Raw genomic sequence first — 20,722 nt, forward strand, 5'->3', positions numbered from 1 at the left:
AAATCTAAAGGCAAAAGATTGAAATACTGAATAGACACTGCGGAGTGGTAGTTCAGTTGGTTAGAATACCGGCCTGTCACGCCGGGGGTCGCGGGTTCGAGTCCCGTCCACTCCGCCACTTTTTTAAATATTAGAAAAAGATAATTTACTTTATTAGAAATTATAAGGTAATATAAACAAAGTTTTAGGGGTGTAGCTCCAATTGGCAGAGCAGCGGATTCCAAATCCGCGTGTTGGGAGTTCGAATCTCTCCACCCCTGCCATATTAAAGGCCTTAGCAGAAATGCTGAGGCCTTTTTTAGGTCTAATGGATCTGATACAAAGGATAAGGTTCTCGTAATATAAGACTAGTCATATTGTACTTTAAGATTTAAATTCAAGTATAAATATGACTTTTATTCATATTCTCTTTGTATATTCTCAATTAAAGCAAAGCGAGATAGTGTGGTAAAGTTACGGCAATATTAGAGGAGAAAGATATGAATTCGACTATTGAAACTATGCTTAACCATCGCTCAATTCGTAAGTTTACCGAGCAATCTATCGCCTCTGAGCAATTAGAGTCTATCTTGTCTGCAGGTATCTCAGCATCATCATCTAGCTTTCTCCAAACTACCTCGATCATTCGTGTTACCGACCCTGCTAAACGTGCTGCATTGGCTGAGTTTGCCGGCGGGCAAAAATATGTTGAAACGGCAGCTGAATTTTTAGTGTTTTGTATCGATTATCAACGTCACTTTCAATTATCACCCGAAGTGAAACCAGAGTTCACTGAACTGACATTAATTGGCGCGATTGATGCCGGTATTATGGCGCAAAATACATTACTTGCTGCAGAGTCTCTAGGGTTGGGTGGTGTTTATATTGGCGGGTTACGTAATTCACCTAAAGACGTCGATGAATTGTTAGGTCTTCCGAAATATTGTGCGGTGATGTTTGGAATGTGTTTAGGTTACCCAGATCAAGATCCAAAAATTAAGCCTCGTTTACCACAGAAGGTCATGATCCATCAAGATGAATACCAACCGCTTTCAGAGCAAGCGGTCGCAGAATACGACGCTGAGACTAGTCATTATTATCAGACGCGCGGTAGTAATCAAAAATCAGGATCTTGGTCGGATCATATTAGTAATCGACTAAGCCAAGAGTCACGTCCGTTTATCCGTGATTACTTAAATTCCAAAGGGCTAGCGACGAAGTAATTCATCTTTAAACAAGTATAAAAATGGCCTGTTACATGATAAATATAGCAGGCCATTTTGTTTATAGAATTTCAATTAGCTAACAGTTGATGATTAGGCCAAGTTTTGGATAACCACAAACTTTTCAAGTAGCTGATCTTCCGTTTCTATATGCTTAGGATCGGTAATGATGCAATTGTTAATTGGGCATACCGATTGGCAGGTAGGTTTATCGTAATGTCCTTTACATTCAGTGCATAGGTTATGATCAATTTCATAAATGCTATCACCCATGCTGATTGCGCCATTTGGGCATTCGGGGTCGCACATATCACAATTGATGCACTTATCTGTAATTAATAAGGCCATATTACTTTGCTTCTGCTGTCGCGACTGAAACTGGATTACGCGTATTTTGTCCATTAGACAGATTACGCATTAATAAACCGTAGCTTAAATCTAGATCTTCCGGTACTGGGATAAATACAAAGTGTCCGTTACCTTTGGCGTCATCCACTTTTTCTGACTTACGATTTTCCATTTCTTCTAAAGTGAAGTTGATATTTCCGTTTGGTGTCATTAGCTCTAAGCTATCACCTAGCAAGAATTTATTTTTCACTTCAACTTCAGCTAAATGTCCACGGCGTTTACCAGTAAATTCACCAACAAACTGTTGAGAGTCCGATACTGAATAGCCGTAATCATAGTTTTGGTATGAATCGTGAGTATGACGACGTAAGAAGCCTTCGGTATAACCACGGTGAGCAAGGCTTTCTAGTGTACCCATTAGGCTTTCATCGAAAGGATTACCCGCTACCGCATCATCAATCGCCTTGCGATAAACTTGAGCAGTACGTGCGCAGTAATAGAAAGACTTAGTACGGCCTTCAATTTTTAATGAATGAACTCCCATTTTTGTTAAGCGTTCAACATGTTGGATCGCACGTAGATCTTTCGAGTTCATGATGTAGGTACCATGCTCATCTTCAAATGCCGCCATTTTTTCTTCAGGGCGGTGAGATTCTGACAGTAATACTACTTCATCAGTTGGTTTACCAAGGCCTAAGGTATTTTCAGGACGTTGCTCTTGAACTTCAATACCTTGTGCTTGGCTTGGATCGAATTGTTCAACGATCTGGCCAGCATCATTTTCGGTGCCTTTTTCTACTTTATATTCCCAGCGACAAGCATTCGTGCACGTTCCTTGGTTTGGATCTCGTTTGTTCATGTAGCCAGATAACAAACAACGGCCAGAGTAAGCCATACATAGCGCACCATGAACGAAAATTTCTAATTCAGTTTCTGGGCAATGTTCACGAATTTCTTCAATTTCTTCTAGAGAAAGCTCACGCGATAAAATCACACGCTCAACACCTTGAGTCGACCAGAACTTCACAGTTGCCCAGTTAACTGCATTGGCTTGAACTGATAAGTGGATTGGCATTTGAGGAAAAGCTTCACGTACCATCATGATTAAACCTGGATCCGACATGATCAACGCATCCGGCCCCATATCAACGACGGGCTTTAAGTCACGAATAAAAGTTTTAAGTTTCGAATTGTGTGGTTGGATATTACATACCACATACAATTTCTTACCTAAAGCATGCGCCTCATCGATACCGATTTGCAGGTTTTCATGATTGAATTCATTATTACGTACACGCAGGCTATAACGTGGTTGTCCCGCGTAAACCGCATCGGCACCATAAGCGAATGCATAGCGCATATTTTTTAGGCTGCCAGCAGGAGACAGTAGTTCTGGTTTAAACATAATGTATTTCTCTAGGTCTGATTTCAGGTCAGATTTATACCACCAAGCGGTATAAATTAAGGGAGCGAATTTTACGCCAAGTTAAGAAGAAAAGCGAGAAAAGCACAAAGGAAGTAGGGAATAAAAAAACAACAGTGCTTTGCGGTGTCACAAAGCTCTGTATCGTTGAGAGGAGCACATGATTAGTCGTTTTTTGGTAATCCACCTAGTGCATCAAATAGTTGTGGGAAAAATGCGTCGAATTCACTGCACATTAGAACAAAATCGGCATCAAAACGTTGCGCTTGGTCTTCACGAGGAATGTCTTCATTGGTGTCTTTTAATTCATCGTTGAACTTTAAACGTTTAATGCTTGCATCGGCCGCCAGTACAAATTCAATACGTTCCTGCCAATCAAGTGCCAGTTTTGTTACCACTTTATCGGCAGCGATATGGTTTTGAATTTCTTCTGCGCTTAGTTCTTGTTTCTTACAGCGAATGATCCCGCCTTCTTCTTGCAGAGAGTGGAATTCAGCTTCATCTAATAGTTGCAGGCCTTGTGGTAGGTCACCGGTTTTTACCCACTCGGTTAAGCTGGTTTCAATTGCAACTTCAGGAATAGCTGGCACAACGGGAAGACTTCCTAAGGTTTTGCGTAGTAGAGCTAGCGCATCTTCTGCTTTTTTACTGCTGCTTGAGTCCACCACAATAAAACCAAGTGTTGGCATGATTAAAATTGATGTGAAGTTATGACGACTAAACGCGCGTGGTAACAAGTCGATTAAGATTTCATCTTTAAGATCATCTTTTTCTTTTTTCTTAAGAGGTCGACCTTCTTGCTGCTCAAGCAGATCAATTTTATCTTGTAGAGAGTCTTTAATAACGGAGGCAGGAAGCAGTTTCTCTTCTTTTTTTGCTTTGATCAGAATGTGATCACCAGCGATGTGAGTTAATACATCTGAGTGCTTATTCAGTACACTCGTCCAACCAAACTTTTGCTTATCTTGGCTACCACAAGGCGTGAACTTAAATTCAGCGAGTTGAGATTCGAGCTTATCAACATCAAAGTTAATTTCACGATTGAAACGGTACACTAAACAATTCTTAAACCACATAACTCTCATACACTCAGTCTGGAAATTGGACGCCTATCATAGAAGATTTATTCACTTAATCAAAGTGAAGGAGAGAATTCAAAGCAGTTCTGACTTAAAGAAATGGTGCCTATGACAAAATAACCATGATTGGTTGACAGTTATATGAAAATTACTTTGCAGAAGTCACAAAACTGTCATACTTAAGACACATAATAAGTAGCAGATTAATTTTGGCTAATTTAAATTAGTAAAGTAGACGCGAAAGGATTTTTGGGTATGTCGAGAAGAATTTTGGTTGTTGAAGATGAAGCTCCTATCAGGGAAATGTTGTGCTTTGTTTTAGAACAAAAAGGGTATCAACCGGTTGAAGCTGAAGATTACGATACCGCCATTAATAAATTGTGCGAACCCTATCCGGATTTGATTTTATTAGATTGGATGTTACCAGGTGGTTCCGGTATTAATTTTATTAAACACCTTAAGCGTGAAGAGCTAACTCGAAATATTCCTGTCGTGATGCTTACTGCACGTGGTGAAGAAGAAGATAAAGTTCGCGGTTTAGAAGTGGGGGCGGATGATTACATTACCAAACCTTTTTCTCCTAAAGAACTCGTTGCTCGCTTAAAAGCGGTTATTCGTCGTGTTACACCTACAGCAGTAGAAGATGTCATTGATGTGCAAGGATTAAAACTTGATCCTGTTTCTCATCGTGTGACAGCAAATGATTCTCCACTCGACATGGGGCCGACTGAGTTTAAAATGCTACATTTCTTTATGACGCATCAAGAGCGAGTCTATAGTCGTGAACAGTTATTGAATAACGTTTGGGGTACTAATGTTTATGTTGAAGATCGTACGGTAGATGTCCATATTCGTCGCTTGAGAAAAGCGTTGGAGCAAGAGGGACATGATAAGCTTGTTCAAACTGTACGTGGTGCTGGTTACCGTTTCTCAACACGAGCTTAATTTATATTTTATCCGAATGACGGAGTATCTAACTGAATGGTTGAAAGGTTAACCAGAAAAAAGCTAGCTTGGTCGCTGGCTTTTTTTTACCTTCCGTGGCTAATAATTGGCTGGTTTTTTGGTTATATGGGCTGGCTCTTATTTGCCGCTACCGTATTACAACTCTTATGGCAATTTCATAACCAAATACGCTTATCTGAATGGCTGTGGGATGAAAAACGCTTGAGCCCACCTTCAGGTACTGGCCATTGGGAACCCGTATTTAACGGTATTTATCACTTGCAACAAAAGCAGCGTCGTCGTAGAAAAGAACTCGCTAATTTAATTCGTCGTTTTAGAAATGGTGCAGAATCCTTACCCGATGCCGTGGTGGTATTTCGCAGTGAAGGTAATATCGTTTGGTGTAATAAACTTGCACAATCGCTGCTTGGCTTTCGTTGGCCAGATGATTCAGGGCAACCGATCGCTAATTTAATTCGTACGCCTGATTTTATTAAATACCTTTCTAAGCAAGACTTTACTGAACCGCTTGAAATGCTATCTCCGCTTACGCCTGAGCGTATTTTAGAATTACGTATTGTGCCTTATACCGATGGTGAGCACTTGATGGTTGTGCGTGATGTGACGCAATTAAAACAACTAGAAGGGATGCGGAGAAATTTCTTTGCTAATGTTTCCCATGAATTAAGAACGCCAATGACGGTATTACAAGGTTATCTTGAGATGACTGAAGATCCTGAAATCTTAGCAGGACCAATGTGGTCGAAGGCACATGGTGTGATGACTGAACAATTATCTCGTATGAATGCTTTAGTCGAACAATTACTGACACTCTCTAAGATTGAAGCATCACCGATTCATGAGCTTGATGAAATTGTTAATGTTCCGGCGATGTTAGAGATTTTAGAAAAAGAAGCTATTGCATTAAGTGGCGATAATCAACATAAAATCGTGTTTGATATCGATAAGAACATGATGGTATATGGTGATGAAGATCAGCTACGCAGTGCCATTTCAAACCTTGTATATAACGCGGTTAAGTACACCCCTGCTGGGGCAGATGTACATGTTAAATGGTATGAAACATCTAATGGTGCATGTTTATCGGTTGAAGACTCTGGAGATGGTATTGAGCCTCAACATATTAACCGATTAACCGAACGTTTCTATCGAGTAGATAAAGCTCGATCTCGTGAAACAGGTGGTAGTGGGCTTGGTTTGGCGATTGCTAAGCATGCATTAAGTCATCATGAATCTTATTTAGAGATCACCAGTGAAGTCGATAAAGGTAGCTGCTTTTCGTTTGTATTGCCCAAAAAGCTTATCGCGCGCTCAACTTTATAACTTACAAAGGAAGCATATGCGTAACGCAATACTCGTTTATTTGATGGTCGCATTTTCAATGCCTTGTTTGGCAAAGGAAATCGTTAATGATGAGCTTGATAGCTATGATAAAATATCCGGAATGTCTGGAACTATTTCTTCTGTAGGTTCGGACACCCTTGCGACCTTGACCTCTGTGTGGGCGGAAGATTTTCAACGTATTTACCCTAATATTAATATGCAGCTTCAATCTTCAGGCTCATCAACGGCACCAACAGCTTTGACCGAGGGAACGTCACAACTAGGCCCAATGAGTCGCCCTATGAAAGTCAAAGAATTGGAGGCTTTTGAGCGTCAATATGGATATCCACCGATTCAATTAAAAATCGCCATTGATGCAATTGGTATTTTTGTACATAAAGATAATCCAATTGAAGGTTTGAACTTTTCACAAGTGGATGCCATTTTTTCATCCACATTAAAATGTGGGGCAACTGCGCCATTAAATAAATGGCAACAACTAGGGATAGATACCGAGTGGGCTAAGTTAGGTTTCCAACTGTTTGGTCGTAATTCGGTATCAGGCACTTATGGTTACTTTAAGCAACATGCACTGTGTAAAGGTGATTTTAAAAGGCAAGTGAATGAACAACCTGGTTCGGCTTCTGTTGTGCAATCTGTCGCCTCATCAATTAACAGCATTGGTTATTCTGGAGTGGGTTATCAAGTATCAAAAGCGAAATTGATTCCTATTGCTCTGAAAGGGCAAGATTATATTTACCCAACCAGAGATAATATTTTAGATGGTCGTTATCCACTCGCTCGTTATTTATATATTTATGTAAATAAAAATCCATTAAAGCCTCTGCCCCGGCCACAGGCTGAATTTTTAAAGTTTATCTATTCCAAACAAGGGCAGATAGGAGTAGAGAAGGATGGTTATGTTGCGTTATCACGTGAACTGGCCAATGCTCAACTGCAGAAGGTCGGCTTGCGTTAATTTATTCGAGAATTCATTAGAAAAATGATAAACGTTTTCTAAACAGCTTAGGTATAATCTCTAGCAATAAAAACAGTCTTGGAAAAGGCTGTTTTAACGATCAAAAAAGTTGTAATGGCAATCAAGGGTATATCACTTTAAAAACTGAGGTTCCAACCCGCATTGGTCCAATATTGCTGCTCTGTTTGTAAGTCGGCATGTAATAAGCGATTATTATCTAGCCAATCTTCATCTTCACAAGCCAGCTTCCATCGTTGATCTGTGCCTTCTTCATCCTTTCCACCGTTTATTGTTTCCACGGAAATAGTCAATTTAGGCAGCTCATTTTCTTCTTTTCTCTGTCCATTAACGACGATCGCTAAACGTAATATGGCAATTAAAGGCAGTATTTGTTTTTTCTTATAAATGGTTAATTCGGGCATTTCTTGCAGTTTAAGGGCTTTACGTTGAAAGCGAACTAATGCAGCAAGAACTTGTTGTTGTTCTTGGTTAAATCCCGGCATGTTGGTGTGTTGAAGGATATAAGCAGAATGGCGATGAAAGCCTTTATAGCTAATACTAAGCCCTACTTCATGTAGTAAGGCTCCCCAGGATAATAAGCTGCAAAGTCCACTTTTAGGTTTTATATCGAGTTCTGAACCTACTTGTTTTAAAAAGCGCTCTGCTTGATTGCGTACATTTTTAGCATGACTCACATCAACTTGATGTTTATCGGCAAGGTTTTCTGCGGTACGCATGCGAATATCTGAACGCTGGAATCGTTCTTCCATTTCATACATTAAACCTTCACGTAATGCACCATCGGAAAAATGCAGTTGTTTAATGCAAAACGATTCAAATATAGCTAATAAAATTGCAACACCCGCTGCAAATACAGGTTTACGTTCATCGGTTAAACCTTCGAGCTTAATATCATCAATTTGATCGAGTTTGCACAATTCTTCAACCAGTTGGTTGAGTCGTTCTAAGGTGATTATGCCATCTTCATGCCCCATACCAATGAGGACTTCTCGGATTGCTTTTATCGTACCCGAAGATCCTATTGCCGCATCCCAACCTAACTTCTTATATGGTTTACATAAGGCTTCTAACTTTTGCTGAGCCGCTAAGATAGCTTTAGAGAAATTCTTTTTGGATAATTTTCCATTGTGGAAAAACTTATTGGTATAACTGACGCAACCTAACTGCTTACTATTAAGTCGTTGAGGTTCAAAGCCTGCACCAATGATCATTTCAGTACTACCACCACCGATATCAATAACAAACTTTTTCTTCCATTCAGGTTGAGTATGAGCAACGCCTAAATAAATTAAACGCGCTTCTTCAACACCATCAATCACTTCAATTGGAAAGGGTAATATATGGCGAGCACGAGAGAGAAATATATGGGCATTATTGGCTTGGCGAAGCGTGTGTGTAGCCGCGATTCTAACGTTATCGGCATCGAAGTCTTGTATACGTTCAGCAAACATGGCGAGACAATCCAAGCCACGTTGCATTGCGGTATTGTCTAGGTTCATGTGTGAGTCCAAACCATCAGCTAACCGAACACGTTGTTTATGGCGACTGACAATTTGCAAATCATGATCAGTGACTTTGGCCACCACCATGTGAAAACTGTTTGAGCCTAAATCGATAGCGGCAATGTGCCTAATACTTAGTTCGGTTGCTAGATTCATAAATACCTATTTATTCTGTTTTTAAACGAGCCTTCCTTTCAATTTGCTTTAAATAATCATAAATAGCAATTTGTGAACGAACTTTTTTTCGGTTGCCGCGTGGTACATAGTTGTTACTCATCTCTTTATCGATACGCCTAGCTTTGACGGTATCAATAAAATGAATATTGAGAATATCGATGATCCGTTGTTTTAATCGTTGAGAGTGGATAGGAGTGGCAACTTCAATTCGATAATCTAAGTTACGTGTCATCCAGTCGGCTGAAGAAATATAAACTTTTGGATCGCCATTATTTTCAGTCACAACGACCCTAGGGTGTTCTAAAAATCGGTCGACAATACTAATAATTGAGATGTTTTCACTTACCCCAGGGATGCCAGGTACTAATGAACACATACCGCGAACGATCATGCGGATTTTAACCCCAGCATTGCTTGCACCGTATAACTTATTAACGAGGCCTTTATCGACTAGGTTGTTTACTTTTAAAGTAATACCAGCGGGGCGACCTTCTTTAGCAATGGCGATTTCATTGTCTATTAATTTATAAATTTGTTGGCGAGCATTACGTGGTGACACCATTAATTGAGTGAATTTGACTGGGCGATATGGATTTTCGATATAGCCGAAGACACTTTTCACTTCGCTGGTTAATTGTGGATCTGCAGTTAACAAAGCGAAGTCGGTATAAATTCGTGCGGTTTTTTCGTGAAAGTTACCAGTACCAATATGAGCGTAACGCTTTAATTCATCATCTTCTCTACGAGTAATCAGTAATAGTTTTGAGTGTATTTTTAATCCTGGTGCGCCGAAAATAACATGTACACCGGCATCCGTTAGTAATTTAGCCCATTCAATATTGGCTTCTTCGTCAAAACGAGCTTGCAGCTCAACCACAACAGTGACTTTCTTTTTGTTGTGTACCGCATCCATCAATGAATTCATTAGCTTTGAGTTTTTGGCAACACGATAAATATTGATTTTGATACTGATTACTTTGGGATCAAAAGATGCCTGTCGAACCAACTCGGTAATATGGTCAAAGCTGTGATACGGGTAATACAATAAAATATCTTGCGCACTGATGGCTTCAAAGTTATTTGGATAACCATCAAAATCAGCACATTTAAGTGGAGCTAACGGTTTGTTTTCTAAATAATCTCTTCCTACGTTTGGAAAGCCAGTGAAATCTTTGAAGTTATGATAACGACCACCAGGAATTAAGCTGTCATAACTACTCATATTGAGTTTTTCACATAAATATTTCAGTAGATCTTCTGGCATATCTCGTTGATAGACGAGTCGCACAGGCATAGCAGTCAGACGTTGGTTGACCCCTTCCGACATCTGCTCTAATAAACTGTGTTCAACCTCATGGCGTAAATCATATTCAGCGTCACGAGTCATGGTCATGGTGTAACAATTAAGCTCATCGTATTGAAAGAAGCCTTTGAAAATATCATCCAGACAAAAGCGAATAATATTATCAAGCAATATAATTGTTTTACGCCTCTTACCTTTTTGTTCCGGTACCATAATGAAGCGAGGGAGATGATCGGTTGGAATATCAATTAAGGCATAATTCTTTTGGTCTTGATGAATGATTTCCGCAGTAAGGTAAGAATGTTCATCCTTTAAAAAGCTCAGTACATCGGTATCTTTATTCATCAAAAAGGGAGTGATGTGAGGAAGCACTTCACGTTGGAAATATTTTCTGATCCATTTTTGTTGAGATTCTTGCAACTGTGATTCATTAACTAAGAATATGCGACGTCGAGCCATTTCAAGTATTAATTCATTATATAATTCATCAAATCTTTGATTTAGCTTTAATACTTTTGACTGCATCTTGGTTAAAAGATGTTTAGGGCTGTCGTTATTACCACTTTCTTGGCTAATTAAAATACGGCGTTTTACATCAGCAAAGCGAACTTTATAAAACTCATCTAAATTACTAGAAAAGATCCCTAAAAAACGTACACGTTCAATCAGGGGAACGGTTTTATCGGCCGCTTCTTGTAAGACTCGTTCATTAAAAGATAGCCAACTTAGTTCTTTTTCTATGTAGAGTTTCTCGGAGCTCATTTTACCATCCAGCATGTATTAGTAGAGAAGGGGAGAATGGAATCCTTTATCATATCTAATAGAGTACGTTAGTGGTTTTTTGTGACACTTTTATTTCAATGAGGCTTATATAAAGAAGCAATGGTAGTAAAATCAAGTACAAATCAAAGTATAGTAATAAAACTGTCACACAATCGACATATTATGTCATTAATCAAAAAAGGTACTGTGGAACATGGCTCAAGTCGATACTTTCTTTCAACAACGAGATAAAAGGCGATGGCTAACAGATCGCTTTGCAAGCTCGGTGATTAAACTGGGGGGGATTAGTGTTCTTATCGCTTTAGTATTACTGATTTTCTATTTGATTGTAGTCATTGCACCTATATTTTCTCCTTCAGGTATAAAGCTAAAAAGTGAATACTTACTTACCCCTGGTCAATCTATAAATAAAATACTTGCTGTTGGTGTCGATGATGATGGTAGTACGGTTTTTCGTTTTACTGATGATGGGAAATTAGTTTTTTCTACACTCAACCCATCTTTAAATTCCTCTGTTAACACTAGTCAAAAGGTCGATCCGTTATTGGTGAGCCAAATTGTTGAGCACCCGGTAGCCTTTAAGGCAGCTGAAATCAGTTCTCGTTGGTATGCTTATGCCGATAACCAAGGAAGAATCTATGCGGTTCAACCCAAGTTTACGACTGTGTTTACCTCTGATGGTCGTCAGTCTTCTCCCAGCTTTAGTTCTTTTGCCGATAATCCAGTCTCCCTTGATCGTGATGGGGTCGCGATTCGCCAGTTTGATTTTTCTATACAGGCGAAACAGGCGACCTTTGTTGGTATTAATCAGCATGGTGAGTGGCGCGCTATTGGTTATCAAAATACTTCTCAATTTGGGGATGTTGAATCACACTGGCAAAGCTCTTCATTGAATCTACCCAGTTTATCTCCTAATGTGAAAGATTTTGTACTCACACAAGATGGGCAGACCTTATATGTGCTATATCCTGATTCGATCAGTGTTTTAAAGCGTAATGATGCAGGTTTTCTATTGCGGGAAAGTGTCGCTTTAGTGAGTACTTCTATTAAGAAAGATACTCAAAAAGAAAAGGCGCCATCGGTACAAGGCGTTAAGCTGGATTTACTTTCTGGGGCTTATTCCGTTTTAGTTACTCAATCGGATGGTACGGTTTCTCAATGGTTTGATGTATTGAAAGAAGGAAAGCGACAGTTTACTCACATTCGTGATTTTGATTCAGGTAACAAGATCAAAACGGCTTTTGTTTTGCCAGACTTTTATCGTAAAGGTTTCTTTTTGTTTGATGAAATGGGGCGAGTCAATAATTTTTATACAACTTCAGATGATAAAGTATTCTCGAAAAAAATTGCTCAAACATTACCTATAGCTGCGGCGACCTCATCCAATGAGCAATTTTTAATTACCGCTTTTCAAGACAAACTATCGCTATTTAAGGTTGATAATCCTCATCCTGATATTTCGTTTACCTCTTTATGGAAAAAGGTATGGTATGAGGGATACCCTGAACCTGAGTTTATTTGGCAATCTACAGCTGCTAGCAATGATTTTGAAGTGAAGTTTAGTCTGGTTCCTATCGCCTTTGGTACTTTAAAATCAGCATTATTTGCCATGATCTTTGCTGTGCCAATTTCTATTTGTGGTGCGGTTTATACGGCGTACTTTATGACACCAAAAATGCGCCGTTACGTAAAACCGACTATTGAGTTAATGGAAGCTTTGCCTACGGTGATTATTGGTTTTCTAGCGGGCTTATGGTTAGCCCCAATTGTTGAGTTAAATTTACTCAATACCATCTTGTTTATCGTGTTGTCACCTGTGGTGATTTTACTCGCAGCACTATTGTGGCAAGCAATGAGGAAATTTACTGGGATAGGTGAATATCAAGGTTGGATAGCGTTATTTCTAGTGCCTGTGATTATCGGTTTTGCTTGGTTGGTATTCAGCTATGGCCACTACCTTGAACATTGGTTGTTTGGTGGTGATGTTCGATTATTTATGTCCAATATGGGTATCGACTTCGATCAAAGAAATGCATTAATTGTTGGTTTTGCAATGGGTTTTGCGGTAATACCAACCATTTTTACCATTGCGGAAGATGCTATATTCTCCGTACCAAAACATTTATCCGATGGTGCTAGTGCACTTGGTGCGACGCCTTGGCAATGTTTAACTACCGTAGTGTTAGTCACTGCATCTCCCGGGATATTTTCAGCGGTGATGATGGGACTAGGGCGCGCGGTTGGTGAAACCATGATTGTACTGATGGCAACCGGTAATACTCCTGTGATGGATTGGAATATATTTGAAGGCATGCGTACTTTATCGGCCAATATTGCGATTGAGATGCCGGAATCAGAAGTCGGCAGTTCTCATTTCAGATTGTTGTTTTTATCGGCTTTCTTATTGTTTATTTTTACCTTTGTCGTCAACTCGATAGCAGAGCTAATCCGCCAACGTTTAAGGGATAAGTACAGTGCTTTATAGTTCATCGACAAAAGGTGGCTTGATATTTGGAGTGATACTTGGATTAAGAGGTCTGCCATGTTAAGCCGTTATCAATTTATTTGGATCAAATCTGGCAATCCTTGGGTATGGCTGACGGCTGGCGCGGTGAGTATTAGCCTTATTTCAGTATTAGGCTTACTGTTATTAATTGGCTGGAAGGGGCTGGTGTACTTTTGGCCTGCACCTTTATATCAATGGCAAGATGAGCATGGGCAGCGCTTGATAGGTCAGATTTATCAGCAAAGTTATGTTTCTCTTGATCAGCTATCAAATCAAGATAGGACGTGGCCAGACTCTGTATTGCAATCAGGGCAAGCACAGCGATTATCGATCAAGGTGGCTAACCGTGATATTTATCCGCGAGATTTTATTTCGGTATTATCAATAGATTTATATCATCAAGATACGCCTCGAGATCTTGCTGTTTTTGAGCGTACACATTCCGGGGACTTTTTTGGTCAACCCATATCATTTGAAAGCGAAGGCCAAGTTTATAAAAACTCATTACCTAAGCGCATTGCGATTGCGATACAAAATGCGGATGCGGTTCGAGAGAAAATTGATCATATTTTACAAAATGAGCTACAAGTTGTGACTCAACAACTTAATAAGTTACGTATTGAGAGGCTATTAAAGCAGAAAAAAGGCAAAGTGGCAGTCGTTAATCTTAAAACCTTAGATCAACGACAAGATGCGTTAGAATCTAAGTTTACTTTGGCTGAAAGTAAGATTTTAGCATTGCAGGAACAACTATCATCAGCACGAGTGCTAGTGAAAGATATGAAAGGTGAGATTATTTCTTTACCTTTAGACTCAATATTAGATGTTTGGTACCCCAACGCAATGAGTTGGGGAGAAAAGGCTCATCATTGGGTTAAACAAGTTGGGAAGTTTTTACTCGATAATCCAAGAGAGTCGAATTCAGAGGGAGGTGTCTTTCCGGCTATTTTCGGTACAGTATTATTAGTGATTATCATGTCGGTGGTGGTGATGCCACTTGGTGTTATTGCTGCAGTTTATCTGCATGAGTACGCCGGAAATACCATGCTTACACGATTGATTCGAATCTCAGTAGTTAATCTCGCTGGTGTACCATCGATTGTCTATGGCGTGTTTGGTCTAGGTTTCTTTGTCTATACTATAGGTAATTCGATTGATGAGTTGTTCTATTCTGATACCTTACCTACGCCGACGTTTGGTACTCCTGGTTTGCTATGGTCTGCGATGACGTTAGCAATATTAACTTTACCCGTAGTGATTGTTGCTACAGAAGAAGGATTAGCTCGGGTCCCAAACTCAGTTCGACATGGCTCTTATGCTCTAGGAGCAACTAAGTTCGAAATGCTATGGCGAACCGTGTTGCCTATGGTTAGTCCAGCAATTATGACGGGTTTAATTCTTGCGGTTGCAAGGGCGGCAGGAGAAGTGGCCCCTTTGATGCTGGTAGGGGTTGTGAAGTTGGCTTCTAATTTACCAGTTGATGGTAATTTCCCATTCCTACACTTAGAAAGAAAATTTATGCATCTTGGTTTTCACGTTTATGATGTGGGTTTCCAAACGCCGAATATTGAAGCGGCAAGGCCATTGGTATTTGCGACGTCATTTTTATTGATCACAGTAGTCGTCGGTCTCAATATTACTGCAATCATGATCCGTAATAATTTACGCGAAAAGTTTAAGATATTAGGAAACGATTAATATGCTTTCGATTCATTCGGCGCTTGGGTATCCTGAACCTTTAGATGTTCATAACTTAACTGAAAAACAAACGGCGATTTCTATTGATGGCTTGGACTTGTTTTACCATAAAACTCAAGCCTTAAAAGATATTAGTATGCGTATTCCTAAAGGCCAGGTGACGGCTTTTATCGGACCTTCTGGTTGTGGTAAATCGACCTTGTTGCGCTGTATCAACCGTATGAATGACTTGGTAGATGGTTGCCGAGTGGAAGGCGAAGTTCTTTTAAATGGTAATAATATTTATCACCCTAATGTCGATGTCGCGAGCTTACGTCGACGAGTGGGGATGGTATTCCAACGTCCTAACCCTTTCCCTAAATCAATTTATGAGAATGTGGTGTATGGGTTACGTTTGCAAGGGATCAAAGATTCTCGTTCTTTAGATGATGCTGTTGAGCGTTCATTACGAGCGGCGGCCTTATGGACTGAAGTCAAAGATCGCCTACATGAAAGTGCTTTTGGATTATCTGGTGGTCAGCAGCAACGTTTAGTGATAGCTCGCGCCATCGCCATTGAGCCTGAAGTCTTATTACTCGATGAACCGACATCTGCTTTAGATCCGATTTCGACATTGACGATTGAGGAGCTGATCTCGGAATTAAAAACCAAATACACAGTGGTGATTGTTACACATAATATGCAGCAAGCTGCGCGAGTAAGTGATCATACCGCTTTTGTGCACATGGGACAGCTGGTGGAGTATAGCGATACCGATTCAATTTTTACTTCGCCAAGAATGAAGAAAACTGAAGATTACATTACTGGACGATACGGTTAATCTATTGTCAGTAAATAAGTGATGGTAAATAAGGATTTAAAATAGCATGCAACTTGGTCGTCATATTTCAGGGCAGTTTAATGTCGAACTTGAATCCATTCGTACTCACGTATTAGCGATGGGTGGCTTAGTTGAAGAGCAACTTTCTCTGGCATTACATGCGCTGTATAAACGCGATTCTCAATTAGCCACTAAGGTTAAGCGTAATGATGACAAAGTGAATCAAATGGAAGTGGCGATTGATGAAGCTTGTACACGCATTATTGCCAAAAGGCAACCAACCGCAAAAGATTTACGTTTGGTGATGGCGATCATTAAAACTATTTCCGATCTGGAACGAATTGGTGATGTCGCGACTAAATTAAGTTATGTCGCACAAGAAGCATTTGCACCGAAACAAGAAACTTTGATTGTTTCAGTCGAAGCGTTTGGTCGCATGGCGGTCAATATGTTACATCAAGTGTTAGATGCTTATGCTCGCATGGATGTTCAAGCCGCAGCGGCGGTATATCGTATGGATGATCAGTTAGATGCAGAACATAAAAAAGTTCAGCAGCAGATGATCAATTTTATGATGCAAGACCCTAGTTCAGTACCCAAAGTGATGCAAATAGTTGCCTGCGCTCAATCGATAGAAAGGGTCGGTGATCGTTGCCAGAACATCTGTGAATACATCATTTACTTCGTACAAGGTAAAGATGTTCGTCATGATAAGGATTATTTAGAATCTTTAATGTAAGGTAAATAGTTAGCTTTTCATTGTGAAAATGGCGACCAATTGAGGTCGCCATTTTTATTCAATTGCTATTAAATGCCTGTTTTTAAATGTCTACTTTTCAAAAGCACTGGATGGTTTGCTTCACCGCTTGAATGATTTGTTTACTGGTTACCGGAATTGCAAAATCATCGATTGAATCTGAACCCATTTTTGCGCTATCAGCGTGCAGTTTCATGTGACTAGGGCGAGTAGTTTTTCCTGAAAGGTGAATCTCGTGAATGCCAGTTTGCTTGATTATTTGCGCTGCATTATCAATGTTGACACCTGCGCCAGCCATAATCGAAAATCGCCCTTGAGCTTGTTCAACCATTTCCGCGATAACGTTAATACCTTGTTCTGCGGTACTTGCCAGCCCTGACGTTAATATGCGCTCACAACCTAGTTCTGCAATATCTTCTAATGCTTGTTTAGGATCTCGACATTGATCAATCGCTCGGTGAAAAGTCACGCCCATACCTGAAGCCGCTTCGATAAGACGCTGACATATTGCTTTATTTACCTCACCTTCTTCGGTAAGTGCACCAATTACAATGCCTTGCAAGCCCGCTTGTTTAGCGCAAAGCACATCTTCTAACATCGATTCAACATCTTGCTCGCTATACAGAAAGTCACCTTGGCGAGGGCGAATCATGGCGTAAACCGGGACACTTGAGTATTGCGCGGCTTTCTTCATAAAACCATAGCTAGGAGTTAAGCCACCTAACGCAAGGGATGAACATAGTTCAATACGAGTCGCACCACCTTCAATCGCAAGGTGTAGGGATTCTAAATTATCAATACAGACTTCTAATTCAATGGTCATGATAAGCTCTAAGCTAAAAAGTGATGGTGTATTGTAAAACAAAAAAAGCCCCGCACAATGGCGGGGCTCAATAAACCGTTTAGGCTAAATTATTTTTTGCCTAGGTCATCTGAGTGCTCAGATAGGAACGAAGCAACACCTTTTGGAGATGCGTCCATACCTGCTTTACCTTCTTCCCACTGTGCTGGGCAAACTTCACCGTGTTTTTGGTGGAAGTTTAGTGCGTCAACCATACGCAGCATTTCATCAATGTTACGACCTAGAGGAAGATCGTTAACCACTTGGTGACGTACAAGACCATCTTCGTCGATTAGGAAAGAACCACGGAAAGCAACGCCTGCTTCTGGGTGCTCAACATCGTATGCTTTAACGATTTCGTGTTTAACGTCAGCAACTAGAGGGTATTTAACTTGACCGATACCGCCGTCAGCGATAGCAGTGTTACGCCATGCGTTGTGTGAGAATTGTGAATCGATAGAAACACCGATTACTTCAACACCTTTAGCTTGGAAATCTTCGAAACGCTTGTCGAAAGCGATTAGCTCTGATGGGCAAACGAATGTGAAGTCTAGAGGGTAGAAGAAAACAACGGCTTTCTTGCCTTTAGTGAATTCTGCAAAGTTGAATGTATCAACAATTTCACCGTTACCTAGAACTGCTGCTGCTGTGAAATCTGGGGCTTGACGACCTACTAGTACCATTTTATTGCTCCTAAATTTTTCTTTGATATAAAAATCAATACTCAAACTTCTGTGTCTGAGTTTTGTTTCAACGCGACAAACTATAGTACAAGTTGTAGTATGAAAAAAAGCGAAATAAACCGATTAACCTTATCGAAAAAAGCGATTATCTTTAATTTGTGATCGCAGCATGATTTCACGACAACTTCATCGAAATTTAATATGACTAAATGGCCAAGTTTAAAACAGCTACATTATCTGGTGACGCTTTATGAAACACGTCACTTTAGCGAAGCGGCAGAGCGTTGCTTTGTTAGTCAATCGACTTTGAGTAAAGGTATTCAAAATTTAGAATCCTTAATTGGTTGCCCACTTTACGAAAAAAAAGATAAAAAGAGCCCGCTGGTTTTTACTTTGGCAGGTAAGCAAGTGGTGAAGCAAGGACGGGACCTCTTAGCCAAAAGCCAAGATCTACTTGAATTAGGATCGTTGTGTCAGGGTCATACGATGCAAGGTCAATTAAGAGTTGGCTGCATTCCTACCATTGCACCGTTTTTACTGGGAGGATTGGTACAGGAAGTTAATCAACGCTTTCCGCAACTGACTTTATTATTACGTGAAGATACTACGACCAATTTATTAAAAGCTTTGCGTAATGGTGATTTGGATGTGTTGATCTTGGCGATGCCGATGGAAATTGATGGAATGGAATGTAGAATCGTTGGCCAAGACCCGTTTCGTATGATCATCAGCCGAGAGCAGGCCGGTTCGATCCGCATTCCTCTGCGTTATGATGATCTTCCGGATGAATCGGTGTTCTTGCTTGAAAATGAACATTGCTTAACTGAGCACGCGGTGTCGGCATGTAAATTAACCAAGAAAGAAAAAATTAACCCATTTTCCGCCACTAGTTTGCATACTTTAGTGCAAATGGTGGCCAATGGATTAGGCACGACTTTTATTCCTCAAATGGCGATTAACCACGGTTTAGTGGATAACCAAAACATTGTTATAATTGAGCCTCCGGAGAAAAGTGCTCACCGTCAAATTGGTTTGATTTGGCGACCAAGCTCAAATCGTACGACGACCTTTGAAACATTAGCCAATGTAGTAGAAGGTTTACTTTGATTCAATGAGCATCAAACTCTATACTAGCGCCAGATTTTTACACCGCTAATATCCAAATTGAATAATTGTTTAGCCTTAAAAAAGTGACCCTTCATGCAAGTATCTGATTTTGACTTCGAACTACCCGATGAGCTGATCGCTCGTTACCCTCAGCCACAGCGTACAGCAAGCCGACTATTACAGTTAGATGGCAATAGTGGTGATCTAACGGATGGGAAGTTTACCGATGTGTTGGATCTCGTTCAGCCGGGTGACTTAGTGGTATTCAATAATACTCGTGTTATTCCTGCTCGTGTGTTTGGACGTAAAGAGTCAGGCGGTAAAATTGAAGTATTAGTCGAGCGTGTATTGGATGAACATTCGATTCTTGCTCATGTCCGTGCGTCAAAATCCCCGAAGCCAGGAAATGCACTATTTTTAGGTGAAAATGACGAATATCAAGCCACCATGGTTGCGCGTCATGATGCATTATTTGAGATTCATTTTGATCATGAAAAAGGCGTGTTTGATATTTTAAATGAAATCGGCCACATGCCACTCCCGCCTTACATCGATCGCCCTGATGAAGATACCGATAAAGAGCGTTATCAAACCGTCTATAATCAAAAGCCAGGTGCGGTTGCCGCGCCAACCGCCGGATTGCATTTTGATAATGAACTTTTAGAGAAAATTAAAGCCAAAGGTGTCGAGTTTGCGTATGTGACTCTACATGTTGGTGCTGGTACTTTTCAGCCAGTTCGTGTCGATGATATTAACGACCACCACATGCATTCTGAATATGTGGAAGTGCCACAAGATGTGGTTGACGCTATTAACGCGACTAAAACTCGTGGTGGACGAATTGTTGCCGTAGGAACAACTTCGGTGCGTTCATTAGAAAGTGCAGCGCAAAATGCTAAGCAAAAAGGCACCGAGCTTGTCCCATTTTTTGGTGATACAGAAATTTTCATTTACCCAGGTTATGAATATCAATTAGTTGACGTACTTATCACTAATTTTCATTTGCCTGAGTCTACTTTGATTATGTTAGTGAGTGCTTTTGCTGGCTATGAGCATGTGATGAACGCTTATCAACATGCTGTAAATAAAGAATATCGCTTCTTCAGTTATGGTGATGCGATGTTTGTTACAAAGCGAGACTCGTAAGCTCGAATCTCGTTACTCGATATACGAGGCTCGATAGACGAGCCTCGATTTTTCGTTG

Annotated in this window: 17 protein-coding genes and 2 tRNA genes; 12 read left to right on the top strand and 7 right to left on the bottom strand. The window is 40.2% G+C overall.

Annotated features, from left to right (window positions below):
- Positions 1-41: 41 nt before the first annotated feature.
- The 3 genes from ACE3G9_RS10745 (at position 42) to nfsA (ending at position 1,202) form a co-directional block, all read left to right on the top strand.
- A tRNA-Asp gene (locus ACE3G9_RS10745) sits at positions 42-118 on the top strand.
- A 68-nt stretch (positions 119-186) separates the two neighbouring features.
- Positions 187-263, top strand: a tRNA-Trp gene (locus ACE3G9_RS10750).
- Between the two features lie 216 nt (positions 264-479).
- Positions 480-1,202, top strand: coding sequence for an oxygen-insensitive NADPH nitroreductase (gene nfsA / locus ACE3G9_RS10755; protein WP_449219117.1), 723 nt, complete (start codon positions 480-482; stop codon positions 1,200-1,202).
- A 93-nt stretch (positions 1,203-1,295) separates the two neighbouring features.
- Here nfsA and ACE3G9_RS10760 read toward each other — a convergent pair whose 3' ends face one another.
- The 3 genes from ACE3G9_RS10760 to rdgC form a co-directional block, all read right to left on the bottom strand.
- Positions 1,296-1,550, bottom strand: coding sequence for a YfhL family 4Fe-4S dicluster ferredoxin (locus ACE3G9_RS10760; protein WP_027696743.1), 255 nt, complete (start codon positions 1,548-1,550; stop codon positions 1,296-1,298).
- 1 nt (position 1,551) lies between these two features.
- Positions 1,552-2,955, bottom strand: a complete 1,404-nt coding sequence (gene trhP, locus ACE3G9_RS10765; protein WP_449219118.1) for a prephenate-dependent tRNA uridine(34) hydroxylase TrhP — start codon at positions 2,953-2,955, stop codon at positions 1,552-1,554.
- 182 nt (positions 2,956-3,137) lie between these two features.
- The gene (gene rdgC / locus ACE3G9_RS10770) at positions 3,138-4,049 is read right to left on the bottom strand and encodes a recombination-associated protein RdgC (protein WP_417879455.1); all 912 of its coding nucleotides are present in this window, start codon (positions 4,047-4,049) and stop codon (positions 3,138-3,140) included.
- A gap of 258 nt (positions 4,050-4,307) precedes the next feature.
- On the opposite strand from rdgC, the gene phoB reads away from it, so the two are divergent.
- The 3 genes from phoB to ACE3G9_RS10785 are packed head-to-tail and all read left to right on the top strand — an operon-like array spanning position 4,308 to position 7,320.
- Positions 4,308-4,997, top strand: a complete 690-nt coding sequence (gene phoB / locus ACE3G9_RS10775) for a phosphate regulon transcriptional regulator PhoB (RefSeq protein ID WP_237296403.1) — start codon at positions 4,308-4,310, stop codon at positions 4,995-4,997.
- A 36-nt stretch (positions 4,998-5,033) separates the two neighbouring features.
- The gene (phoR, locus tag ACE3G9_RS10780) at positions 5,034-6,341 is read left to right on the top strand and encodes a phosphate regulon sensor histidine kinase PhoR (protein WP_417879454.1); all 1,308 of its coding nucleotides are present in this window, start codon (positions 5,034-5,036) and stop codon (positions 6,339-6,341) included.
- Between the two features lie 16 nt (positions 6,342-6,357).
- Positions 6,358-7,320, top strand: coding sequence for a PstS family phosphate ABC transporter substrate-binding protein (locus ACE3G9_RS10785; RefSeq protein WP_417879453.1), 963 nt, complete (start codon positions 6,358-6,360; stop codon positions 7,318-7,320).
- A gap of 137 nt (positions 7,321-7,457) precedes the next feature.
- Here the strand turns inward: ACE3G9_RS10785 and ppx are convergent, their stop codons facing one another.
- Together ppx and ppk1 are read right to left on the bottom strand one after the other, a co-directional pair.
- Positions 7,458-8,999 carry an exopolyphosphatase gene (ppx, locus tag ACE3G9_RS10790; protein WP_417879452.1) on the bottom strand — a complete coding sequence of 514 codons (1,542 nt, stop codon included), beginning with the start codon at positions 8,997-8,999 and terminating at the stop codon, positions 7,458-7,460.
- Between the two features lie 10 nt (positions 9,000-9,009).
- On the bottom strand, positions 9,010-11,085 hold the full coding sequence (gene ppk1 / locus ACE3G9_RS10795; protein ID WP_417879451.1) for a polyphosphate kinase 1: 2,076 nt from the start codon (positions 11,083-11,085) through the stop codon (positions 9,010-9,012).
- 214 nt (positions 11,086-11,299) lie between these two features.
- Between ppk1 and ACE3G9_RS10800 the strand changes: the two genes are divergently transcribed.
- Genes ACE3G9_RS10800 through phoU form a run of 4 tightly spaced genes read left to right on the top strand, consistent with a single transcriptional unit; the run spans position 11,300 to position 16,869 of the window.
- Positions 11,300-13,591, top strand: coding sequence for an ABC transporter permease subunit (locus tag ACE3G9_RS10800; RefSeq protein ID WP_449219119.1), 2,292 nt, complete (start codon positions 11,300-11,302; stop codon positions 13,589-13,591).
- Positions 13,592-13,648: 57 nt separating this feature from the next.
- Positions 13,649-15,310, top strand: a complete 1,662-nt coding sequence (pstA, locus tag ACE3G9_RS10805) for a phosphate ABC transporter permease PstA (protein ID WP_449219120.1) — start codon at positions 13,649-13,651, stop codon at positions 15,308-15,310.
- A gap of 1 nt (position 15,311) precedes the next feature.
- The gene (pstB, locus tag ACE3G9_RS10810) at positions 15,312-16,130 is read left to right on the top strand and encodes a phosphate ABC transporter ATP-binding protein PstB (RefSeq protein WP_417879448.1); all 819 of its coding nucleotides are present in this window, start codon (positions 15,312-15,314) and stop codon (positions 16,128-16,130) included.
- A gap of 46 nt (positions 16,131-16,176) precedes the next feature.
- Positions 16,177-16,869: a phosphate signaling complex protein PhoU gene (gene phoU / locus ACE3G9_RS10815; protein ID WP_417879447.1), complete on the top strand. Its 693-nt coding sequence runs from the start codon at positions 16,177-16,179 to the stop codon at positions 16,867-16,869.
- A 97-nt stretch (positions 16,870-16,966) separates the two neighbouring features.
- On the opposite strand, the gene ACE3G9_RS10820 is transcribed toward phoU, so the two are convergent.
- Both ACE3G9_RS10820 and ACE3G9_RS10825 read right to left on the bottom strand, forming a co-directional pair.
- Positions 16,967-17,710, bottom strand: a complete 744-nt coding sequence (locus ACE3G9_RS10820) for a copper homeostasis protein CutC (RefSeq protein WP_417879446.1) — start codon at positions 17,708-17,710, stop codon at positions 16,967-16,969.
- A gap of 89 nt (positions 17,711-17,799) precedes the next feature.
- Positions 17,800-18,411, bottom strand: coding sequence for a peroxiredoxin C (locus tag ACE3G9_RS10825; protein ID WP_027696756.1), 612 nt, complete (start codon positions 18,409-18,411; stop codon positions 17,800-17,802).
- A 201-nt stretch (positions 18,412-18,612) separates the two neighbouring features.
- On the opposite strand from ACE3G9_RS10825, the gene ACE3G9_RS10830 reads away from it, so the two are divergent.
- Together ACE3G9_RS10830 and queA are read left to right on the top strand one after the other, a co-directional pair.
- Complete coding sequence (locus tag ACE3G9_RS10830; protein ID WP_417879445.1) at positions 18,613-19,518, top strand: hydrogen peroxide-inducible genes activator; 906 nt, start codon at positions 18,613-18,615, stop codon at positions 19,516-19,518.
- A 93-nt stretch (positions 19,519-19,611) separates the two neighbouring features.
- Positions 19,612-20,664: a tRNA preQ1(34) S-adenosylmethionine ribosyltransferase-isomerase QueA gene (queA, locus tag ACE3G9_RS10835; RefSeq protein ID WP_417879444.1), complete on the top strand. Its 1,053-nt coding sequence runs from the start codon at positions 19,612-19,614 to the stop codon at positions 20,662-20,664.
- Positions 20,665-20,722: the final 58 nt, after the last annotated feature.

Source organism: Vibrio sp. E150_018, assembly GCF_053544035.1.